Consider the following 19,870-nt stretch of genomic DNA (forward strand, 5'->3'; position numbering starts at 1 on the left):
ATCTTCACCTTTCGCGTTGCCGTGCACGTGCTGCGTCTGTGCCGACCGCGCCTTGGAGTTCCTTGCCCGATGAAATCTCCCGTCTCCGGATCGGCCGGCATGCCGTTCGTTGCCACGCTCTGCCTGCTCGCCTCTGCCACCGCGTCCGCGCAATCGGACGTCACCGACACGCTGGACACCGTGGTGGTCGCCGCTTCGCGCTCCAACATGACCGTGGCCGAATCGCCGCAGACGGTGTTGATCATCGACAAGGCGCAGATCCAGCAGCAGCTGACGATCTCCAGCAACTCCTCCGACGTGCTCGCCAACCTGGTTCCCTCGTACACGCCCAGCCGCGGCAAGATGAATGGCAGCGGCGAAACCCTGCGCGGGCGCACGCCGCTGATCCTGATCGACGGCGTGCCGCAGTCCAATCCGATCCGCCCCACCGGACGCGAGGCGCACACCATCGACTATGCGATGGTCGAGCGCATCGAAGTCATCCAGGGCGCCAATGCCATCAACGGCCTGGGCGCCACCGGCGGCACCATCAACATCATCACCCGGCGCCCGCAGGACGGCTCGTTGAACCAGCACATCGACGTGCAAGCCACCGCGCCCAGCTCCGAAACGCGTGCGGAAACCACCAGCGTCGAGACCCGCTACCGCGTGGACGGCCGCTCGGACAAGCTCGATTACCTGTTCTCGGCCAGCTACAGCGACCAGGGCCTGTATGTGGATGGACAAGGCCGGCCGATCGGCGCCGACAACACCCAGGGCGACCTGATGACGTCCAAGAGCTACGACGTGCTGGCCAAGCTTGGCTACGCGCTCACCGACACCCAGCGCCTGAGCGTCAGCGTCAACCGCTACCGCATCAAGAACGACAACGACTACGTCGGCGTCGCCGGCAACCGCGCGCAAGGCCTGCCCACCAGCTCGGTGCGCGGCACCCCGCAGGGCACCGCGCCCTGGAACGATGTGCTGACCTCCAGCCTGTCGTACACCCATGACGATCTGGCCGGCATGCAACTGAGCGCGATGGTGTTCAACCAGGAATTCGAAGGGCTGTTCGGTGCCGACAACTCGTCCACGTTTCAGGACCCGCGCATCGCCCCGGTCGGCACCTTGTACGACCAATCGCGTTCGGTCGCCTCCAAGTGGGGCAGCAAGATCACCCTGACCAGGGACGACCTGCTCGACAGCCGGCTCAAGCTCACCGGCGGCGTCGACCTGCTGGCCGACACCGGCAAGCAGGATCTGTACGGCACCGGGCGTACCTATGTGCCCGAGTCGGACTACCGCAATCTGTCGCTGTTCGTGCAGGGCGAATACAAGCTGCTGCCCACGCTGACCCTGCACGCCGGCGTGCGCCGCGAAGAAGCCGAGTTGCAGATCGACAGCTACCAGACGCTGTGGCGCTACAACCGGGTCGCTGTCGAAGGTGGCACGCTCGACTTCAACCAGACCCTCTACAACACCGGCCTGGTCTATACGCCGCTCGAGGGTGTGAGCTTTTTCACCAGCTATTCCGAAGGCTTCGGCATGCCGGACGTGGGCCGCGTGCTGCGCGCGATCAACACGCCGGGCACGCGCGTGGCCAGCCTGAGCACGCTGGAGCCGATCCTGACCAAGAGCGTGGAAGCGGGCACCCGCCTCACACGCGGCGCCGTCGATGCGGACCTGAGCTACTTCCAGTCCAACTCGGACCTGGGCACACGCGTGGTGCCGATCAACGGCGCCTTCATGATGAGCCGCGAAAAGACCCGCGTGCAGGGCGTGGACGCCAGCCTGGGCTATCGCCTGGATGCAGCGCATCGCCTGCGCCTGTCCTACGCCTACACCCGTGGCCGCTATGACAGCGACAACGATGGGCAGCTGGACGCACGCCTGGATGGGCTCAACGTGGCACCCAATCGGGTGATTGCCTCGTGGTCGGCGCAGTGGACGCCGAAGCTCTCCTCGTTCGTGCAGGCCCAGCATGCCTTCAGCCAATCCTTCGACGAGGCCGACAAGCGCTTCAGTGGCTACACGCTGGTGGATGCGACGTTCAACTACGCGTTGCCGCGTGGCGCAGTGCGCATGGGTGTGTCCAACCTGTTCGACAAGCAGTACATCACCTACTACTCGCAATCGGCCCTGGTCGAACCGCTACGCTACTTCGCCGGGCGCGGCCGCACCATCACGCTGGGCTATTCGCTGGATTTCTGATGGCGTGGCGTGATTGTCAGCAGCGCGCGGGATACGCCTGTGCAAGCGTGCTGCTGCGCATGTATGCCAAGTCCTCGCGTCGTTAGGTGCAATCAACAGCCTAGGCGGTCGAGGGCGCGGTGCCCTCGCCGCCCGCGGGACACGCCGTGAATCCGTCCGTGGAGGCTCGGTGGCGGCGTCCATGCCGCCACACGGCCCCGCAAGCGGCAAGGACACCGCACAAGACAGTTTGCTGGCTGTTTTATTGCAAGCCATGCGCACCAATCAACTCGACTGGTCCTTGCCCGTCCACCGTCGCGGGACCTTACGCGGCATGGATGCCGCGTAAGAGCCTACATGGACGTACTTGCGGCGTGTCCTGCGATGGTGGGCGGGCAAGGGCCCTGCAGCCAGCCCGCAGACCATCCGGACAACATGCATCGTGCATTGCTTGCACCACGCACACCGACTATCCCGACAGGTCCTTGCCCGCCGACCGTCGCGGGACCTTACGCGGCATGGATGCTGCGTAAGAGCCTACAAGGACGTACTTGCGGCGTGTCCCGCGAGGGTGGGCGGGCAAGGGCCCTGCAGCCAGCCCGCAGATCATCCGAACAACATGCACGTGCATTGATTGCACCATGCACACCGACTATCCCAACAGGTCCTTGCCCGCCCACCGTCGCGGGACCTTACGCGGCATGGATGCCGCGTAAGAGCCTACAGGGACGTACTTGCGGCGTGTCCCACGAGGGTGGGCGGGCAAGGGCCCTGCAGCGAAGTCGCAGACATCAGCGTCTTGGTCGCTCAATCGCGCCCCAGGAGCACGCATCCCTACGTGACGATGCCGAGTTGACGATCCGGACGATCGGGCAAGGATGCCAGATCACCAGGCTCACGCCGACCCGGCGGCCCGCGGCACAGTGCATCGCAACACGCACAACGCCACTACCGGGAGACACACCGCATGAGTCAGACACTGTCGCTGGACCACTATCGCCTGCTCGGCCGCTCCGGCCTGCGCGTTTCGCCGCTGTCGCTGGGCACCATGACCTTCGGCGAAGCCTGGGGCTGGGGCGCGGACGCCAACGAAGCCAGGCGCATCTTCGATGCGTATGCCGACCGCGGCGGCAATTTCATCGATACCGCAGTCAACTACACCAACGGCGGCTCCGAGCGCATCCTCGGCGCGCTGCTCAAGCACCGCCGCGAGCGCTTCGTGCTGGCCACCAAATTCACCATGGCGCGCGATCCGGACAACATCAACGCCGGCGGCAACCATCGCCTCAACCTGATCCGCTCGGTGGAGACCAGCCTGCGCCAGCTCGACACCGACCGCATCGACCTGCTGTATCTGCACGCCTGGGATTTCACCACCTCGCCGGAGGAAGTGATGCGCGGGCTGGAGCATCTGGTGCAATCGGGCAAGGTGCTTTACCTCGGCATCTGCAACACCCCGGCCTGGCGGGTGGCGCAGTTGCAGACATTGGCCGACCTGCGTGGCTGGTCGCCGCTGGTGGCGCTGCAGATCGAATACAGCCTGGTCGAGCGCAGCGTCGAACACGAGTTGCTGCCGATGGCACGCGAGCTGGGCCTGGGCGTGTTGCCATGGTCGCCGCTGGGCGGTGGCATCCTGACCGGCAAGTACAGCCGCGCCGATCTCTCCGACGACAACGCAGCCGAGGTTTCGACCAGCCGCAAGGGCGTGATCGCCTCGACCGGACATCTCAACGCACGCTCGCTGGAGATCGCCGATGCGGTCGGTGCGGTCGCCGAGGAACTGGGCGCCTCGCGCTCGCAGGTGGCACTGGCCTGGACCTTGCGCAATCCGGCCGTGGTCTCGCCGGTGATGGGCGCGCGCACGCTGCAGCAGGCCGAGGACAACTTCGGTGCGCTGCAAATTGTCTTGAGCGATGAACACCTGGCTCGGCTGGATCGGATCAGCGCGCTGGCGCCGATCTTCCCGGAACGCTTTATCGGCCGGCCGATGGCGCAGCAGCTCATCTACGGGACGCACAAGCTGCAGCTGCGCAGCTGACCAGAGCGGAGTGCAGATGGGCAAGAATCTGCGCGCCACCGCTGCACCGCGCCTGCTCGCCGCAATCCGGCGCTGACCGGACTCCGCAAGGCGTTTGCCGGAGCGATCAGCCCTCGCCTTCCGGCTCCAGCGCCTTGACCAGCACTGCCGCCTGCGTGCGGCTGTAGCAATCCAGCTTCTTCAGGATCGCGGTGACGTGTACCTTGACGGTGTTCTCGGCCAGCCCGAGTTCGTGCGCGATCTGCTTGTTGAGCAGGCCATCGGCCAGGCTCAGCAGCACGCGGAACTGTTGCGGGGTGAGCTGGGCGAGCTTGGAGGCCAGTTGCGCGTCGGCCTCCGAGCGCTCGGCAGTCATCGGCGGGAACCAGGTGCCGCCCTCCAGCACGCTGGCCACCGCGGTGCCGATCGATTCGGCCGGGGTGGATTTGGGAATGAAGCCGGCCGCGCCGAACTGCTGTGCGCGCCGGATCACGCGTGGGTGATCGTTGGAGGAGATCACCACCACCGGGATATCCGGATGCTCGCCACGCACGTGCAACAGCGCCGAGAAGCCGCGTGCGCCCGGCATCGCCAAGTCCAGCAGCACCAGCTCGGCCTGTGGGTGCGAGCGCAGCATGGCGCTCAGCGTGGCGGCGCTGGAGGCCTCCACCACATCGGCTTGCGGCAGGGTCTGCTGCAGCACATGGATCACGGCGGCACGGAACAACGGGTGGTCGTCGGCGACGAGGATGGTGAGATCGGCCATGCGCCAAGTCTGGCACATGGCTGTGTCGGTTTCCCGCGCCCGGGCATCCATCCCTGGCTCGCTGCGCAGGCACCGGGCCTGTCGGGCAGCCAGCATGGGCGTGGAAATCGCCGCCCCCACACCCCACACCCCGCACGCCGAGGGCGGCGGCGCGCGCCGCGCCGGCATGCAAGCCGTTCGCGCAGGTCGTCGCGCTCGCCTAGCGCGGCGGCTGCGTGCTGGCCCGCCAGGCATCCAGGAACTGCCGGCGTTTGAGCTTGTCCAGATACACCAGCAGGCCGGGGCCGAGCGGGATCGGCCGGAACGGCGGCTGCGCCGAGCCGCCACGGCCGCCGGCGGCCGGCAGGATCGGCATCAGCCGCGCCTCGCGCGAGAGCACCTGCTGGCCGCGTGGCGAGAGCAGGTAATCCAGGAACCTGCGTGCCTCCGGCGCGTGCGGTGCAGTCCTGGGGATCACCGCAGTGCGCAAGGCTACCAGCGTGTAGTCCTGCGGCTGCACGATGCCCAGCGGGGCGCCGGCGTCGATGCGCGTCTGCGCGTAGGAGCCGAGCACGTTGTAGGCCAGCAGCAGCTCGCCACGGCTGACGCGGTCGAGCAAGGTGCCGGTGCGTTCTTCCAGCCTGACCTGGTTGGCCCCCAACGCGGCCAGCAACGCGCCGGCAATGCTGCCGACCTGCCCGTCCTGGGTGGCAAACAGATAGCCCACGCCGCTACGCTCGACATCGTAGGTGCCAACCCGGCCGCGCAGCGGCGCGTCGGGCGCGCGCAGCAAGGCCAGCAACTGCCGGCGCGTGCGCGGCACCCGCGCGGCCGCCAGCTTGCGTGTGTTGTAGACGATCGCCACCGGCTCGTAGCTGATGCCGAACACTTCATGCCGCCACTGCGCCCACGCCGGCAGCGCTTCGGTCTGCGCGGAGCGATGCGCGAGCGCGTGGCCGTCGTTCACCAACTTGGTCTGCAAGTCCATGCTGGCGCTGATCAGCATGTCGGCGGCAGCCGTGGCCTTGCCCGGATGCAGATAGCGCTCGTAGATGTCCCAGGCGATCACGTCCTCGTAGATCACCTCGGTGCCCGGATGCAGGCGCTGGTAGTCCTGGATGACCGCACCGAACACTTCCAGATCGGTGGAGCCTTGCACGCGTAATTGCGCCTGTTTCGGGCCGTGCGCAGGAAACACCCGCACATCGCCGGGCGCGGCACGCGCAACAACCGGCGCCAGCAAGACCACCATCAGCAACAGCACGCGCATCACCGCGTCCCTCCAGGAAAATGCAACGAGGCGATCAGCCCACCACCGACGCGGTTGCTCAGATCGATGCGCCCGCCGTGCGCTTCGACCACGCGCTTGACGATGGCCAGCCCCAGCCCCGCGCCGCCGGCCGGCGCATCCGGCCCGCGGACGAAACGCTCGAACACGCGCTCGGCTTCGGCGGCGGGAATGCCGGGGCCGTGATCGGCGATGGTCAGCACGTGATGGCTGCCGTCGCTGGTGAGCGCCACCTGCAACGGCGCCCCGGCACCGTATTTGCAGGCGTTGTCGATCAGGTTCTTCAGCGCCTCGCGCAGCAGCAATGCATCGCCGCGCAGCAGTGCCGGTTGCGGGTCGATCGCCAGGTGCACGCGCGGTGCGCCGTCGCTGCGCGGCAAGGCCTCGTGCAAGGCCTGGTGCAGCACTTCGGCCAGGTCCACGGTGGCAAAGCGCTGCAGGTTGGCGCGGTGGATCACGCTGGCGTCGCTGAGCAATTGATTGAGCAGCCGGCTCATATGGCTGGCATTGCGCTCGATCGCCACCAGGCTGCGTTGCATCTCGCGCGGGTCGTCGTCGTCCATCGCCAGCTGCGCCTGCGCGCGCAAGGCGGCCAGCGGCGTGCGCATCTGGTGCGCGGCTTCGGCCATGAAGGCGCGCAGGGTTTCGTTGCTGGACGACAGCCGCGCCATGAAGCGGTTGAGCGCGGTCACCATCAACTGCATTTCCTGCGGCGCCGGCACGCTGAGCGGTTTCAGGTCGGAGGGCTCGCGCCGCGACAGGTCGCGCTCGATACGCTGCAACGGGCGCAGGGCGCGATACACGCCCAGCCACACCAGGCCCAGGGCGAGCAGCGACAGCACGCCGATCGCCACCAGTGCGTTGAGCACCACATCGCGTGCCACCGCATCGCGCGCGCGCCGGGTCTGACCGACCTGCACGCGCACCTCGCCCTGCCCGGAGGCCGATGCCACCCGATGCATCACCACCGCAAAGCGCACCGGCTCGCCGCTGTAGTCGGCATCGAACAGCACCGGGCGCTCGTCGCCGGGCGCGCGCGCCGGCAACGGCAAGCTCTCTTCGCCGGTGATGGTGCGGCCTTGCGCATCGAACACGCGGTAGAACACGCGGTCTTCCGGTGCCATGCCGAGCAGGTCCAGCGAGGCATACGGCAGGTCCACCTGCCAGTCGCCGCCGACCAGCGCCACGCTGTCGACGATCGACAGGGCCGAGGACACCAGCAGGTGGTCGTAGGAGCGGTTGGCGGCCCGCTCGCCGTAGTCGCGTGCGGCAAAGAACAGCACCACCGCGCCCAGCACCGACAGGCTGCCCAGATACAGCAGCAAAGTGCGCCGGATCGACGGTGCCACCATGCGCGGCTCAGCCATCGACGCCCGGCTCCACCGGCGCATGCGGATCGGCTTCTTCGAGCTTGTAGCCGGCGCCGCGCACGGTGACGATGCGCAACGGCGCGCCCGCCAGCTTGCGACGCAGGCGGCCGACATACAGCTCGATCGCATTCGGCCCGGCATCGTCGTCGAAACCGAACAAGCCGTTGCCGATCTCGTCCTTTCCCACCACATGGCCCAGGCGCCCGATCAGGATCTCGAACAGGCGGTATTCGCGATTGGGCAACTCGATCGGCACCCCGTCCAGCACCAGCGTGTGCGCGGCGTTGTCGAACACGAACCCGCCGATCTGCACCACCTCGCTGGCCTGCCCGCGATTGCGCCGCAGCAGCACCCGGCAACGCGCCTCGAACTCGCGGAAATCGAACGGCTTGCCCAGGTAGTCGTCGGCCCCGACATCCAGTGCCTGCACGCGGTCTTCGATGCCGTCGCGCGCGGTCAGCATCAGCACCGGCGTGGTATCGCCACGCTCGCGCATCCCGGCCAGCACGCGCAGTCCATCCAGCTTGGGCAGGCCGATATCCAGCACCACCAGATCGAAGCTCTGATAGCGCAGCACACTCGCCGCCGCCAGGCCATCGGACTGCCAATCCACCGCATGCCCGCTACGGCGCATGCGCCGCACGATGGCATCGGCGAGATCGGCGTTGTCTTCGACTAGCAGCAGGCGCATGGGCGGGGAATCGAGAATGGGGAATCGGGAATCGGAACAGCGGTTGGCCGCGGCCGGAAGGTAACAGCCCTCGCGGACAAAAGCTCTTGGGCTTTTGCGATTCCCCATTCTCCATTCCCGATTCCCCCGCCCTGACAGGTCCATGACAGCTTCACCGGACTAGGCTGCTGCCAACGCGCCGCAGCGTGCTTGTGCGGTGCATCGCTGAACGTGATTCACACATGTACCTGGGAGGGTCTGTGAGCAACGACACCTTGCGTCTGCGCGTCTTCACCACCTGCGCCGCGCTGTGCCTGGCACCGGCGGCGCATGCGGCCGACGGCGACGGCCCGGTCACCGCCGGGGTGGGTGGGCGCGTGCACTGGGACTTCACCGTGTTCGACAACGACGAACGCGGCACGCCCGAGCGCAACGACACCCAGTTCCGCCGCGTGTGGCTGGATGTGGCCGGCAAGTTCTACGGCTTCACCTACAAGGCCGAGGCGGAATTTGCCGGCCTGCAATACGAGTCCGGCAGCCGCGGCATCCTGGCGCGCGATGTGTACATCGCCAAGAAGTTTTCCGCCGGTACGCTGACCGTGGGCCAGTTCAAACAGTACTTCTCGCTGGACGATCGCACCGGCTCCAACTACGGCCCGTTCCTGGAACGCGGCTATGCCTCCACCACGCTGGCGCCAATCTATCGCAAGGCGATCTCCTGGCAGGCCAATCGCCCCGATGCGACCTGGTCCACTGCGGCCTACAGCCTGGAAAGCATCGACAATTCCTCGACCAAGGGCGGCGCGCTCGGCACGCGGCTAACCTTCGCACCGGAGATGGGCGAGGCACGGCTGCGCCACCTGGGCGTGTCGCTGGCGCACGAACGCTATTCGCATCCGGGCAGCGGTGGCGCGGCGTCCCTGTTGATCCGGCCACGCCCGGAAAACGATCTAGCCAACAACAGCCGCATCACCCTGGCGCGCTTTGCCGATGGCCGCGATACCGATTTCGACAAATGGTCGCTGGAATACGCCGAAGTGCTGGGCCCATGGTCGTGGCAGAGCGAATTCAGCGGCGGCCTGCTCGACGACGGCTCCCAGCATGCCAAGGTGTTGGCCAGCTACGGCCTAGTCAGCTGGTTCGTCACCGGCGAGTCGCGCGGCTACGACCGCAAGACCGGGCGTTTCAGCCGGATCAAGACGCCCAATCGCCCCTCCGGCGCGTTCGAGCTGGCCTTGCGCTACGACTACATGCGCGGCGATCAGCATCTGGATGGCCAACCCGACTTCATCAATGCCAGCACACAGTCGTGGACGCTGGGCGGCAACTGGTATTTCAAGCCGAACCTGCGCGTGATGCTCAATGTGATCGACAGCCGCAACCGCGACCGCATGGTCGATGCGGTGGTCGATCACACGCTGGCGGTGACCGGCCGCTTCCAGTACGACTTCTGACCGTTTGCCTGACTTTCGCATGATGCATTACCGCTGCTGCAATGCACCCGCCGCCGCGCGCTCCACTCTCCCCCTGCTGTACGCCTCAAAGGATTTGCCCGCATGCTGACCGCGCTCGGTTTCGGAATGGTGATCACCTTCATGTACCTGATCATGAGCAAGCGGCTGTCGCCGCTGGTGGCTCTGATCACGGTGCCGATCGTGTTCGCGCTGCTGGGCGGCTTCGGCACCGGCATCAACGAGATGATGCTCGACGGCATCAAGAAGATCGCGCCCACCGGCGTAATGCTGATGTTCGCCATCCTCTACTTCGGGGTGATGATCGATGCCGGCCTATTCGATCCGCTGGTCGGCCGCATCCTGCGCCTGGTCAAGGGCGATCCGCTGAAGATCGTGATGGGCACGGCGATCCTGGCAATGCTGATCTCGCTCGACGGCGATGGCTCCACCACCTACATGATCACCGTGTCGGCGATGCTGCCGCTGTACCAGCGCCTGGGCATGAACGCGCTCAACCTCACCTGCGTGACCATCCTGGCTAGCGGCGTGATGAACCTGACCCCGTGGGGCGGCCCCACGGCGCGCGCCGCCACCGCCCTGCACGTGGATCCGGCCGATGTATTCGTGCCGCTGGTGCCGGCGATGGCGATGGCGATCGCCGGCATCCTCACGCTGGCCTGGTATCTGGGCATGCGCGAACGGCGCCGCCTGGGCGTGGTACGCCTGCCCGCCGACGGCAACTGGCTGGACACCAGCATCCCTGAGGAAAGCGATGCACTGCCGCGCGTGGAAGACACCGAGGACATGAAGCGGCCCAAGCTGCTGTGGGTGAACCTGCTCCTGACCCTGGCGCTGATGGCCGCGCTGGTGGTCGGCGTGCTGCCGATGCCGGTGCTGTTCATGATCGGCTTTGCGCTGGCACTGATGATCAACTACCCCAACCTGGCCGAGCAGCGCCGCCGCCTGGTCAATCACGCCGGCAATGTGCTGTCGGTGGTGTCACTGATCTTCGCCGCCGGCATCTTCACCGGCATCCTGTCCAACACCGGCATGGTCGAAGCGATGTCGCGCAGCTTCCTGGCGGTGATCCCGGACAGCTGGGGCCCGTATCTGGCGGTGATCACCGCGATCGTCAGCATGCCGTTTACGTTCTTCATGTCCAACGACGCGTTCTACTTCGGCGTGCTGCCGATCCTGTCCGAGGCCGCCGGCCACTACGGCATCACCCCGGTGGAAATGGCACGCGCCTCGCTGGCCGGGCAACCGGTGCATCTGCTCAGCCCGTTGGTTCCATCGACCTATCTGCTGGTCGGCCTGGCCAAGGTCGACTTCGCCGACCATCAGCGCTTCACGCTGAAGTGGGCAGTGCTGATTTCCCTGTTGATGTTGGCGGGCGGGTTGTTGTTTGGCCTGTTTCCGTTGGCGCGCTAGCCGCGCGCCGGGAATGGGGAATCGGGAGTGGGGAATCGTAAGGGCGGCGCTGTGCTGTCATGTCGATTCCTGAGTTCCACATGGCGAACAGAAGCCGCAAAAGCGGCTCCTGCTCTACCGATTCCCCACTCCCGATTCCCCATTCCCAAACTCCGAAGGAGTTCAAGCAATGACACTTCGCATCGCATACGTCACCAGTGGCATGGGCAGTGTGGGTACCGCGATCTGCCAGAAGCTGGCGCGCAGCGGGCATACCGTGGTCGCCGGTTGCGGGCCCAATTCGCCGCGCAAAACCTCCTGGCTGCGCGAACAGCGCGAGCAGGGCTTCGAGTTCGTCGCCTCCGAAGGCAATGCCGCCGATTGGGATTCCACTGTGGCTGCCTTTGCCAAGGTCAAGGCCGAGGTCGGCGAAATCGATGTGCTGGTCAACAACGCGGGCGGTAGCCGCGACACCTTGTTCCGGCAGATGAGCCGCGACGACTGGAACGTGGTGATCGCCAGCAACCTGCATTCCCTGTTCAACATCACCAAGCAGGTGGTCGATGGCATGACCGCGCGCGGCTGGGGACGCATCGTCAACATCGGCTCGGTCAGTGCGCACAAGGGCCAGATCGGGCAGATCAATTTCGCCACCGCCAAGGCGGCGATGCATGGCTTCAGCCGCGCCCTGGCGCAGGAAGTGGCCTCGCGCGGGGTCACCGTCAACACCATCTCGCCGGGCTATATCGCCAGCGCCTCGATCAGCAGTTTCCCACCCGACGTGCTCGACCGCCTGGCCACCTCGGTGCCGATCCGCCGGCTCGGCAAACCGGCCGAAGTCGCCGGGCTGTGCGCCTGGCTCGCCTCCGATGAGGCCGCCTACGTGACCGGCGCCGACTATGCGGTCAACGGCGGTCTGTACATGGGTTGAGAGCCGCTGACAGCAGGTGGCACGCGGGCGTCATATCGGTGCCGCCGGCATGCCGGTGTCTTACTGCGCAAACGATACATGCCGGCTCCGAACACCGAGCGCGCCAGCATGTCGCTGAGCGCGGTCCTGGGTAGTCGCGGTGAAGCTTCACTGCTCTGATGCCTCACTGCTCTAATGCTTGACTGCTCTGAAGTTTCACTGCTCTCAAGCCTGACTGCTCTCAAGCTTTACTGCTCTGAAGCCTCACCGCTCCAAAGCCCCGCGCTAGTCGTGGCCGCTGTCATGCACGCCACGCGCGCCTGCCGCTTGCATGCAGGTGCGTGACTGCGTTTGACCGGCGCGCACAAGCGGCCGCCACTGCGTCGATCAACCCGCCTCCAGCGCGAACTGATTACACTCGGGTTTTTCCGCACTGCGCTGACATGGCCAAACCTTCAGAACGCGCCACGCCGGGTGCCCGCCCGCAGATGGCCGACATCGCCCGCATGGCAGGCGTGTCCGAATCCACCGTGTCGCGTGCCCTGGCCGGCAGCCCAGTGGTGGCCGAGCGGACGCGTGCGTACATCAAGCAGATTGCCGCCGATGCCGGCTACCAGGTGGATCCGATTGCGCGCAGCCTGCGCGCCAAACGCTCCAACACGGTGAGCGTGGCAGTGCCGATGATGCATGCGCTGGACCAGCCGCTGTCGGACCCCTTCATGATGACGATGCTGGCGCTGCTGGCCGAGGAACTGACCGGGCGCGGCTACAGCATGCTGCTGTCCAAGCTCGACCGGCATCAGGACGGATGGGTGGAACAACTCGCACGCGGCAGCCGCTCCGATGGCGTGATCGTGCTGGGGCAAAGTTCCGAACATGCCGCGCTGGACGAAGCCGCGCGCGATGGCCTTCCGATGGCGGTCTGGGGCAGCCGCATCGACGGGCAGTCGTACATCAGCGTGGGCAGCGACAATTTCCAGGGCGGCGCGCTGGCCACCGAACATCTGATCGCCAGCGGCCGTCGCCGTATCGCCTTTCTCGGCGACGACCAGTTGCCCGAGGTCGCACCGCGCTTTGCCGGCTATCGCCATGCACTGCAACGGCACGGGCTGGAGTTCGATACGCGCCTGCATGCGCGTAGCCACTTCCTCAGCGAAGACGCCTACCGCCTCACCCGCGCCATGCTCAAGAAGACCGATCCGCCGGATGGGCTGTTCGCCGCCTCCGACGTGATTGCGGTCGGCGCGATCCGCGCCCTGGTCGAAGCCGGGCATCGCGTGCCGCAGGACATCTCGCTGGTGGGCTTCGACGATATTCCGCTGGCCGCCTACAGCCAACCGCCGTTGACCACGGTGCGGCAGGACCTGGGCCTGGCCGCGCGCCTGCTGGTGGACCGGCTGCTGGCGTTGATCGGCGGCGAAGCGGTGGAGTCAGTGGAGATGCCGGTGAAGTTGGTGGTGCGTGAGTCGGCTTGAGGCCGGGAATGGGGATTGGGGAATCGGGAATCGTAAGAGCGGGCGTGCTGGTGTGCGGCGCGCAACTGCGCGTTGCCGCCGGCGTGATCGCGGTCGGCTGCTTCAGTATGCAGCGACACAGACGTAACCGTCGCGGCTACACCACTGCTGCCTTGGGCTTGCGGACGCGTACGCATAGCATCGCCACCGCGGCGGCCAGCATCAGTGCGCCGGCCAGGCGGATCACGTTGCGCGGGTCGCCGTGCAACAACCACTCGTAGTACAGCGGCAAGGTGACGATCTGGATCAGCATCGGCAGCACGATGAACAGGTTGAACAGGCCCATGTACACACCGGTGCGCTCGGGCGGAATGCTGTCGGCCAGCATCAGGTACGGGTTGCCCATCATGCTGGCCCAGGCGAGCCCGATGCCGATCATCGGCAGCAGCATCAGCCAGCGGTCCTGGATACCCGGCAATACCCACATGCCCACACCGGCCGCGACCAGGCAGGCCGCATGCGTGTACTTGGGGCCGATGCGGCGCACCACCGGCACCATCGCAAACGCGGCCAGAAACGCGACGAAATTGTAGAACCCGCCGATCTGCCCATTGACCAGGCCGGCCTGGCGGAAGCCATGCGAGTCGGCTTCGGTGGTGCCGAACAAGCTGGTCGATAGCGACAGCACGATGTACTGCCAGTAGCAGAAGATCGCGTACCACTGGAACAGCATCACCGGCGCGAGCTGGCGCATGGTCGGCGGCATCGCGCGCAGGGCGCCGTAGATTTCGCGCACTGTCGCGCCCAGGCCGGCACCGGTCTGGCGCATCCGCGCGATCTCTGCCGGCGCAAGCACCGGCTCGCGCACGCTGCGCGCGGTGAGCAGGATCGAGGCCGCGGAAAACCCCGCGCCGATCACGAAGGCGGCGATGGTGACATAGGGAATGTGGTGCGCATTGGCGGCATCCTGGTTCATGCCCATCCACACCAGCAACGGCGGGGTGAGATAGGCCAGCGTCTGCGCAAGCCCGGTGAACGCGCTTTGGGTGAGATAGCCCAGCGGCCGCTGCGGTGGCGCCAGCACATCGCTGACCAGTGCGCGGTATGGCTCCATCGCCACGTTGTTGGCCGCATCCAGGATCCACAGCAGGCACACCGCCATCCACAGCGCAGTGCTGAACGGCATCGCCAGCAGGCACAGGCTGCACACCAGCGCGCCCAGCACCATGTACGGCATGCGCCGGCCCCAGCGGGTCACCGAGCGGTCGCTCCACGCGCCGACGAACGGCTGCAGTACCAACCCGGTGATCGGCCCGGCCAGCCACAGGTACGGCAGGCTCGCGTGATCGGCGCCCAGATAGTTGTAGATCGGGCTCATGTTGCTCTGCTGCAGGCCGAAGCTGTATTGCACGCCGAAGAAGCCGGCGTTGAGCGCCAGGATGCGCGCGAAGGAGAACGGAGTGGCGGTCGACGACATGCATAACCCTGGGCATCGGTGCGGCTCCCAGTGGCCGCAGCGCACTGTACCCTGCCGTCTTTGCAATCGATTGTAACGCTGCGCCGCAACACGTTTTTCGCGTACCGAAACATAAGCTCGCAAGCCTAGAAATGATGCTGCAGCGCAAGATTGCAATCGATTGTATTGGGGCGTATTACTGCGCTCGCACTGCAGGCCACCCGGCCACTCCCTGGGAGGGGACGATGCAGGCGTCGGCACACCACCATCCGTGAGAGAGAGAACCGCGATGTCCACCTTGCACACCCTGCGCCTGCATGCCCTGGCCTGCGCGGTCGCCTCCTGCCTGTGCGCGCCTGCCGCGCTGGCGCAGGACGCGACCACGGCCGCACCCGTCACCCCGCCGGCCGCCGACAGCGCCGCGGTCAATCTGGATTCGGTGTTCGTCACCGGCACCTCCACCGCCACCACCAAGCTGAAGTCCAGCGTGTCGGTCAGCACCGTGGGCGCCGAGGCGATCGAACAATCGGCGCCGCGCAGCACCGCCGAGATTTTCCGCAACATCCCCGGCATCCGCTCCGAATCCAGCGGTGGCGAAGGCAATGCCAACATCGCCGTGCGAGGCCTGCCGGTCGCCTCCGGCGGCGCCAAGTTCCTGCAGCTACAGGAAGACGGCCTGCCGGTGATGGAATTCGGCGATATCGCCTTCGGCAACTCGGACATCTTCCTGCGCTCGGATTTCACCCTGGACCGCATCGAAGCCATCCGCGGCGGCTCCGCATCGACGTTCACCAGCAACGCGCCCGGCGGCATCATCAACTTCATCAGCAAGACCGGCGACACCGCAGGCGGCAGTGTCGGCGTGAGCCGCGGCCTGGATTACGACAACACCCGCGTGGACTTCGACTACGGCGCGCCGTTCGCGGAAAACTGGCAGTTCAACATCGGCGGCTTCTTCCGCCAGGGCGATGGCGTGCGCGATGCCGGTTACACCACCGACAAAGGCGGCCAGCTCAAGGCCAACCTGACCCGGCTGTTCGAGAACGGCTACGTGCGTGTCTACGGCAAATACCTCAACGATCGCGCCGCCGGTTATCTGCCGGTGCCGACCTCCGTGCGTGGCCGCGACGGCTCGCCGGACCTGGGCGGCTTTGCCGGCTTCGATCCGGGCAACGACACCTTGTACAGCCGCAATTTCCGCACCGATGTCGGCCTGGATGGCAACAACCAGCCGCGCCGCACCGACCTGGGCGACGGCATGCACCCAATCTCGCGCACCATCGGCGCCGAGGCCTGGTTCGACCTGGGCAGCGGCTGGAACCTGAGCGAGAAGTTCCGCATCGCCGACAACAGCGGCCGCTTCGTCAGCCCGTTCCCGGCCGAGGTCACCGATGCCGCCACGCTGGCTGCGTCCATCGGCGGCGCCGGCGCGCAACTGGTGCAGGCCAGCGGCCCGGACGCCGGCCAGGCCTACACCGGCAACGCGATCCGCACGCATCTGTTCAACGTGGCGATCAACGACCTGGGCAACGTCACCAACGACCTCAGCGTCTCACGCGAGTTCGGCGGCGACGGCCGCACGCTCAACCTGCGCATGGGCTATTACAGCTCGCGCCAGACCATCGACATGGACTGGACCTGGAACTCCTACGTGCAGAGCCTGGGCCGCGATTCGCGCCTGCTCAACGTGGTCGATGCCGGCGGCGTGTCGCGCTCGCAAAACGGTTTGTATGCGTACGGCACCCCGTTCTGGGGCGATTGCTGCATCACCCGCAGCTACGACGTGCGCTACGACGTCAACGCGCCGTACGTCGCACTGACCTTCGACAGCGGCAAGTTCAGCATCGACGGCAGCCTGCGTTACGACATGGGCGATGCACGCGGCAGCTATGCCGGCACCGCGATCGCGCAGAACCTGGACGTCAACGGCGATGGCGTGATCCAGCCGGTGGAACAGCGCGTGGCCACGGTCGATACCGCCAACGCACGGCCGGTGGATTACGACTGGAACTACCTGTCGTATTCGCTGGGCAGCAACTACCTGATCAACGACGACCTGGGCGCGTTCGCGCGCATCAGCCGCGGCGCACGCGCCAATGCCGACCGCCTGCTGTTCGGCGTGGTCCGCGACGACGGCTCGGTCTCCTCCGATGAAGGCGTCAACGTGGTCCGCCAGGCCGAAGCCGGCCTGAAGTGGCGCCGCGACGGCCTGAGCCTGTTCGCCACTGCGTTCTCGGCGCGCACCGAGGAACAGAACTTCGAAGTCACCAGCCAGCGTTTCTTCAACCGCAGCTACGAGGCGCACGGCGTGGAACTGGAAGCCAGCTATCGCTACGAAGGCTTCACCGTCAACGGCGGCCTGACCTGGACCGATGCGGAGATTTCCAAGGACCAGATCACTCCGGAAAACACCGGCAACGTGCCGCGTCGCCAGGCCGATGTGGTGTGGCAGTTGACACCCAGCTATCGCGGCGACGGCTACCAGTTCGGCATCAACCTGATCGGCACAACCGATGCCTATACCCAGGACTCCAACCAGCTGAAGATGCCGGGCTATACGCAGGTGAACCTGTTCGGCGACTACCGCGTGACCGACGCACTCACCGTCGCGCTCAACGTCAACAACCTGTTCAACACCTTCGGCCTCACCGAGGCCGAGGAAGCCAGCATCCCGGCCAATGGCATCATCCGCGCGCGCTCGATTGCCGGCCGCACCACCAGCATCAGCCTGCGTTACGACTTCTAAGGACCCCTCGCCGGGTTCGTCCCGGCGCTTGCCAATGAGCACCTCCCCCACCGATTTCTCTGCATTGCGCGCGGCCTTTGCCGCGCCCCTGGATGCGCAGCGTGCGAGCGCGCTGTTGCCGCGCTTCGACCGGCATGCGCCGCGTTTACTCGACGCGCTACAAGCGCTGTATGGACAACGCCCGGACTATGCGTCGTGGCTGACGCAGTGGTTGAGCGCGCTTGGCAGTAGCGCGCAACAGCGGCCACAGCCACTGCAACAGCTCGACACAACGCGTCAGCCCGGCTGGTTCGGCGAGCAGCACATGCTGGGCTACAGCGCCTACGTGGACCGCTTCGCCGGCACGCTGCAAGGCGTGGCCGAACGCGTGCCGTATTTGCAGGAACTGGGTGTGCGCTATCTGCACCTGCTGCCGTTCCTGCGTGCACGCGCCGGCGATAACGATGGTGGCTTTGCGGTCAGCGATTATGGCCAGGTGGAGCCAAGCCTGGGCAGCAACGACGATCTCGTCGCGCTGACCACACGCCTGCGCGAGGCCGGCATCAGCCTGTGCGCGGATTTCGTGCTCAACCATACCGCCGACGATCACGCCTGGGCGCAGGCGGCGCGGGCCGGCGATGCGCGCTACCTCGATTACTACCATCACTTCGCCGATCGCACGCAGCCCGACCAGTACGAAGCCACGCTGGGGCAGGTCTTCCCGCACACCGCACCCGGCAACTTCACCTGGGTGGACGCCACCGGCCAGTGGATGTGGACCACGTTCTATCCCTATCAGTGGGATCTGAACTGGAGCAACCCGGCGGTGTTCGGCGAGATGGCGCTGGCGATGCTGCAGCTGGCCAACCTGGGTGTGGAAGCCTTCCGCCTGGATTCCACCGCGTATCTGTGGAAGCGCACCGGCACCGACTGCATGAATCAACCCGAGGCGCATACCCTGCTGGTGGCGCTACGCGCGGTCACCGACATCGTTGCGCCGTCGGTGGTGATGAAGGCCGAAGCCATCGTGCCGATGACGCAATTGCCGCCTTACTTCGGCAGCGGTACAGACCAGGGCCACGAATGCCACCTGGCCTATCACAGCACGCTGATGGCGGCCGGTTGGTCGGCGCTGGCGCTGCAACGCGGCGACATCCTGCACAACGTCATCGCGCATAGCCCGCCCTTGCCGGCCAACTGCGCCTGGCTGAGCTATGTGCGCTGCCACGACGATATCGGCTGGAACGTGCTGCAACACGAAGCCGCCGGCAACGCCGCGCAGCCGCCATTCGCACTGCGCGATGTCGCGCGCTTCTATGCCAACGAGGTGCCGGGCAGCTACGCGCGTGGCGAGAGCTTCCAGAGCAGTGGCGACGGCGTGCACGGCACCAATGGCATGGCCGCGGCACTGGCCGGGATCCAGGCCGCACAGGCATCGGGCGATACGGCGGCGTTGCGCATGGCGGTGGATCGGCTGGTGTTGCTCTATGCCATCGCGCTGGCGATGCCGGGCGTGCCGTTGATCTACATGGGCGACGAACTCGCCCTGCCCAACGACGGCAGCTACCGCGACGATCCGCAGCGTCGGCATGAAGGTCGCTGGTTGCATCGCCCGGCAATGGATTGGCAGCTTGCAGCACAGCGCGAAGATGCGGGTAGCCTGAGCGGCACGGTGTATCGCCGGCTACGTGGATTGATCCGGCAACGTGCCGCGCTGCCTGCACTAGCTGCCGATCAGGCGCTGGGCAGCCTTGCGCTGGGCGATGCGCGCCTGTTTGCATTGACGCGCGGCGATCGCTTCCTGGCCGTGCACAACTTCGGCAAACAACCGTTGACGGTAGAGCTTGCCGCGCTCGGAGATGGCCGATGGAAGGTGGTGGCAGATGGCGGCGAGGCGGCTGTCGAATCGCTGAGCGATGACATGCGGCTGGTACTGCCGGCTTATGCGGTGCGCTGGCTGGAGCGTATTGCTTGAACGCGATTGTGCAGGTCTATCGCGCGCTTGCAGTGCGGACGATCTGCGGCTAGGGCGGACGATCTGTGGCCTGGCAGCAGGGCCCTTGTCCGCCCACCGTCGCGGGACACGCCGCAAGTACGTCCTTGTAGGCTCTTACGCGGCATCCATGCCGCGTAAGGTCCCGCGACGGTGGGCGGACAAGGACCAGTCAGCATGGCCGGTTCGTTTGGTTGCGAGCACCGGAT

Annotated in this window: 13 protein-coding genes; 8 read left to right on the plus strand and 5 right to left on the minus strand. The window is 66.3% G+C overall.

The window, feature by feature from the left end; genetic code table 11:
• Positions 1 to 69: 69 nt before the first annotated feature.
• Positions 70 to 2,190 carry a TonB-dependent receptor gene (locus tag AC1PLA_RS16970; RefSeq protein ID WP_481104998.1) on the plus strand — a complete coding sequence of 707 codons (2,121 nt, stop codon included), beginning with the start codon at positions 70 to 72 and terminating at the stop codon, positions 2,188 to 2,190.
• 946 nt (positions 2,191 to 3,136) lie between these two features.
• Positions 3,137 to 4,207: an aldo/keto reductase gene (locus tag AC1PLA_RS16975; protein ID WP_481104999.1), complete on the plus strand. Its 1,071-nt coding sequence runs from the start codon at positions 3,137 to 3,139 to the stop codon at positions 4,205 to 4,207.
• A 106-nt stretch (positions 4,208 to 4,313) separates the two neighbouring features.
• On the opposite strand, the gene AC1PLA_RS16980 is transcribed toward AC1PLA_RS16975, so the two are convergent.
• From AC1PLA_RS16980 to AC1PLA_RS16995, 4 genes are all read right to left on the minus strand, one after another.
• A complete protein-coding gene (locus AC1PLA_RS16980; RefSeq protein WP_024938967.1) occupies positions 4,314 to 4,952 on the minus strand; it encodes a response regulator in 639 nt (212 codons plus the stop codon).
• A gap of 199 nt (positions 4,953 to 5,151) precedes the next feature.
• Positions 5,152 to 6,201 carry an ABC transporter substrate-binding protein gene (locus AC1PLA_RS16985; RefSeq protein ID WP_047127218.1) on the minus strand — a complete coding sequence of 350 codons (1,050 nt, stop codon included), beginning with the start codon at positions 6,199 to 6,201 and terminating at the stop codon, positions 5,152 to 5,154.
• Positions 6,201 to 7,586: a sensor histidine kinase gene (locus tag AC1PLA_RS16990; RefSeq protein WP_039510483.1), complete on the minus strand. Its 1,386-nt coding sequence runs from the start codon at positions 7,584 to 7,586 to the stop codon at positions 6,201 to 6,203. The genes AC1PLA_RS16985 and AC1PLA_RS16990 overlap by 1 nt, the downstream gene beginning before the upstream one ends.
• Positions 7,579 to 8,280: a response regulator gene (locus AC1PLA_RS16995; RefSeq protein WP_016904741.1), complete on the minus strand. Its 702-nt coding sequence runs from the start codon at positions 8,278 to 8,280 to the stop codon at positions 7,579 to 7,581. The genes AC1PLA_RS16990 and AC1PLA_RS16995 overlap by 8 nt, the downstream gene beginning before the upstream one ends.
• A 239-nt stretch (positions 8,281 to 8,519) precedes the next feature.
• On the opposite strand from AC1PLA_RS16995, the gene AC1PLA_RS17000 reads away from it, so the two are divergent.
• The 4 genes from AC1PLA_RS17000 to AC1PLA_RS17015 all read left to right on the plus strand — a co-directional run bounded on the left by AC1PLA_RS17000 (position 8,520) and on the right by AC1PLA_RS17015 (position 13,508).
• A complete protein-coding gene (locus AC1PLA_RS17000; RefSeq protein ID WP_481105000.1) occupies positions 8,520 to 9,713 on the plus strand; it encodes an OprO/OprP family phosphate-selective porin in 1,194 nt (397 codons plus the stop codon).
• Between the two features lie 102 nt (positions 9,714 to 9,815).
• On the plus strand, positions 9,816 to 11,144 hold the full coding sequence (locus AC1PLA_RS17005) for a CitMHS family transporter (RefSeq protein WP_039519049.1): 1,329 nt from the start codon (positions 9,816 to 9,818) through the stop codon (positions 11,142 to 11,144).
• 169 nt (positions 11,145 to 11,313) lie between these two features.
• Positions 11,314 to 12,054 carry an acetoacetyl-CoA reductase gene (gene phbB, locus AC1PLA_RS17010; protein WP_016904744.1) on the plus strand — a complete coding sequence of 247 codons (741 nt, stop codon included), beginning with the start codon at positions 11,314 to 11,316 and terminating at the stop codon, positions 12,052 to 12,054.
• Positions 12,055 to 12,476: 422 nt separating this feature from the next.
• The gene (locus AC1PLA_RS17015) at positions 12,477 to 13,508 is read left to right on the plus strand and encodes a LacI family DNA-binding transcriptional regulator (RefSeq protein ID WP_024938961.1); all 1,032 of its coding nucleotides are present in this window, start codon (positions 12,477 to 12,479) and stop codon (positions 13,506 to 13,508) included.
• Between the two features lie 136 nt (positions 13,509 to 13,644).
• Here AC1PLA_RS17015 and AC1PLA_RS17020 read toward each other — a convergent pair whose 3' ends face one another.
• Positions 13,645 to 14,964 carry an MFS transporter gene (locus AC1PLA_RS17020; protein WP_039525534.1) on the minus strand — a complete coding sequence of 440 codons (1,320 nt, stop codon included), beginning with the start codon at positions 14,962 to 14,964 and terminating at the stop codon, positions 13,645 to 13,647.
• 268 nt (positions 14,965 to 15,232) lie between these two features.
• Here AC1PLA_RS17020 and AC1PLA_RS17025 point away from each other — a divergent pair, with 268 nt between their 5' ends.
• Both AC1PLA_RS17025 and AC1PLA_RS17030 read left to right on the plus strand, forming a co-directional pair.
• Positions 15,233 to 17,689: a TonB-dependent siderophore receptor gene (locus tag AC1PLA_RS17025; RefSeq protein WP_047129293.1), complete on the plus strand. Its 2,457-nt coding sequence runs from the start codon at positions 15,233 to 15,235 to the stop codon at positions 17,687 to 17,689.
• A 34-nt stretch (positions 17,690 to 17,723) separates the two neighbouring features.
• Positions 17,724 to 19,643: an alpha-amylase family protein gene (locus tag AC1PLA_RS17030; RefSeq protein ID WP_481105001.1), complete on the plus strand. Its 1,920-nt coding sequence runs from the start codon at positions 17,724 to 17,726 to the stop codon at positions 19,641 to 19,643.
• Positions 19,644 to 19,870 lie beyond the last annotated feature (227 nt).

This window comes from Xanthomonas sp. NCPPB 1826 (genome assembly GCF_056725285.1).

What these genes read in the sequence shown, in the direction of transcription:
- AC1PLA_RS16970 (WP_481104998.1), top strand. Translation starts at nt 70, where the DNA reads ATGAAATCTCCCGTCTCCGGATCGGCCGGCATGCCGTTCGTTGCCACG.
- AC1PLA_RS16975 (WP_481104999.1), top strand. Translation starts at nt 3,137, where the DNA reads ATGAGTCAGACACTGTCGCTGGACCACTATCGCCTGCTCGGCCGCTCC.
- AC1PLA_RS16980 (WP_024938967.1), bottom strand. Translation starts at nt 4,952, where the DNA reads ATGGCCGATCTCACCATCCTCGTCGCCGACGACCACCCGTTGTTCCGT.
- AC1PLA_RS16985 (WP_047127218.1), bottom strand. Translation starts at nt 6,201, where the DNA reads ATGCGCGTGCTGTTGCTGATGGTGGTCTTGCTGGCGCCGGTTGTTGCG.
- AC1PLA_RS16990 (WP_039510483.1), bottom strand. Translation starts at nt 7,586, where the DNA reads ATGGCTGAGCCGCGCATGGTGGCACCGTCGATCCGGCGCACTTTGCTG.
- AC1PLA_RS16995 (WP_016904741.1), bottom strand. Translation starts at nt 8,280, where the DNA reads ATGCGCCTGCTGCTAGTCGAAGACAACGCCGATCTCGCCGATGCCATC.
- AC1PLA_RS17005 (WP_039519049.1), top strand. Translation starts at nt 9,816, where the DNA reads ATGCTGACCGCGCTCGGTTTCGGAATGGTGATCACCTTCATGTACCTG.
- phbB (WP_016904744.1), top strand. Translation starts at nt 11,314, where the DNA reads ATGACACTTCGCATCGCATACGTCACCAGTGGCATGGGCAGTGTGGGT.
- AC1PLA_RS17015 (WP_024938961.1), top strand. Translation starts at nt 12,477, where the DNA reads ATGGCCAAACCTTCAGAACGCGCCACGCCGGGTGCCCGCCCGCAGATG.
- AC1PLA_RS17020 (WP_039525534.1), bottom strand. Translation starts at nt 14,964, where the DNA reads ATGTCGTCGACCGCCACTCCGTTCTCCTTCGCGCGCATCCTGGCGCTC.
- AC1PLA_RS17025 (WP_047129293.1), top strand. Translation starts at nt 15,233, where the DNA reads ATGTCCACCTTGCACACCCTGCGCCTGCATGCCCTGGCCTGCGCGGTC.
- AC1PLA_RS17030 (WP_481105001.1), top strand. Translation starts at nt 17,724, where the DNA reads ATGAGCACCTCCCCCACCGATTTCTCTGCATTGCGCGCGGCCTTTGCC.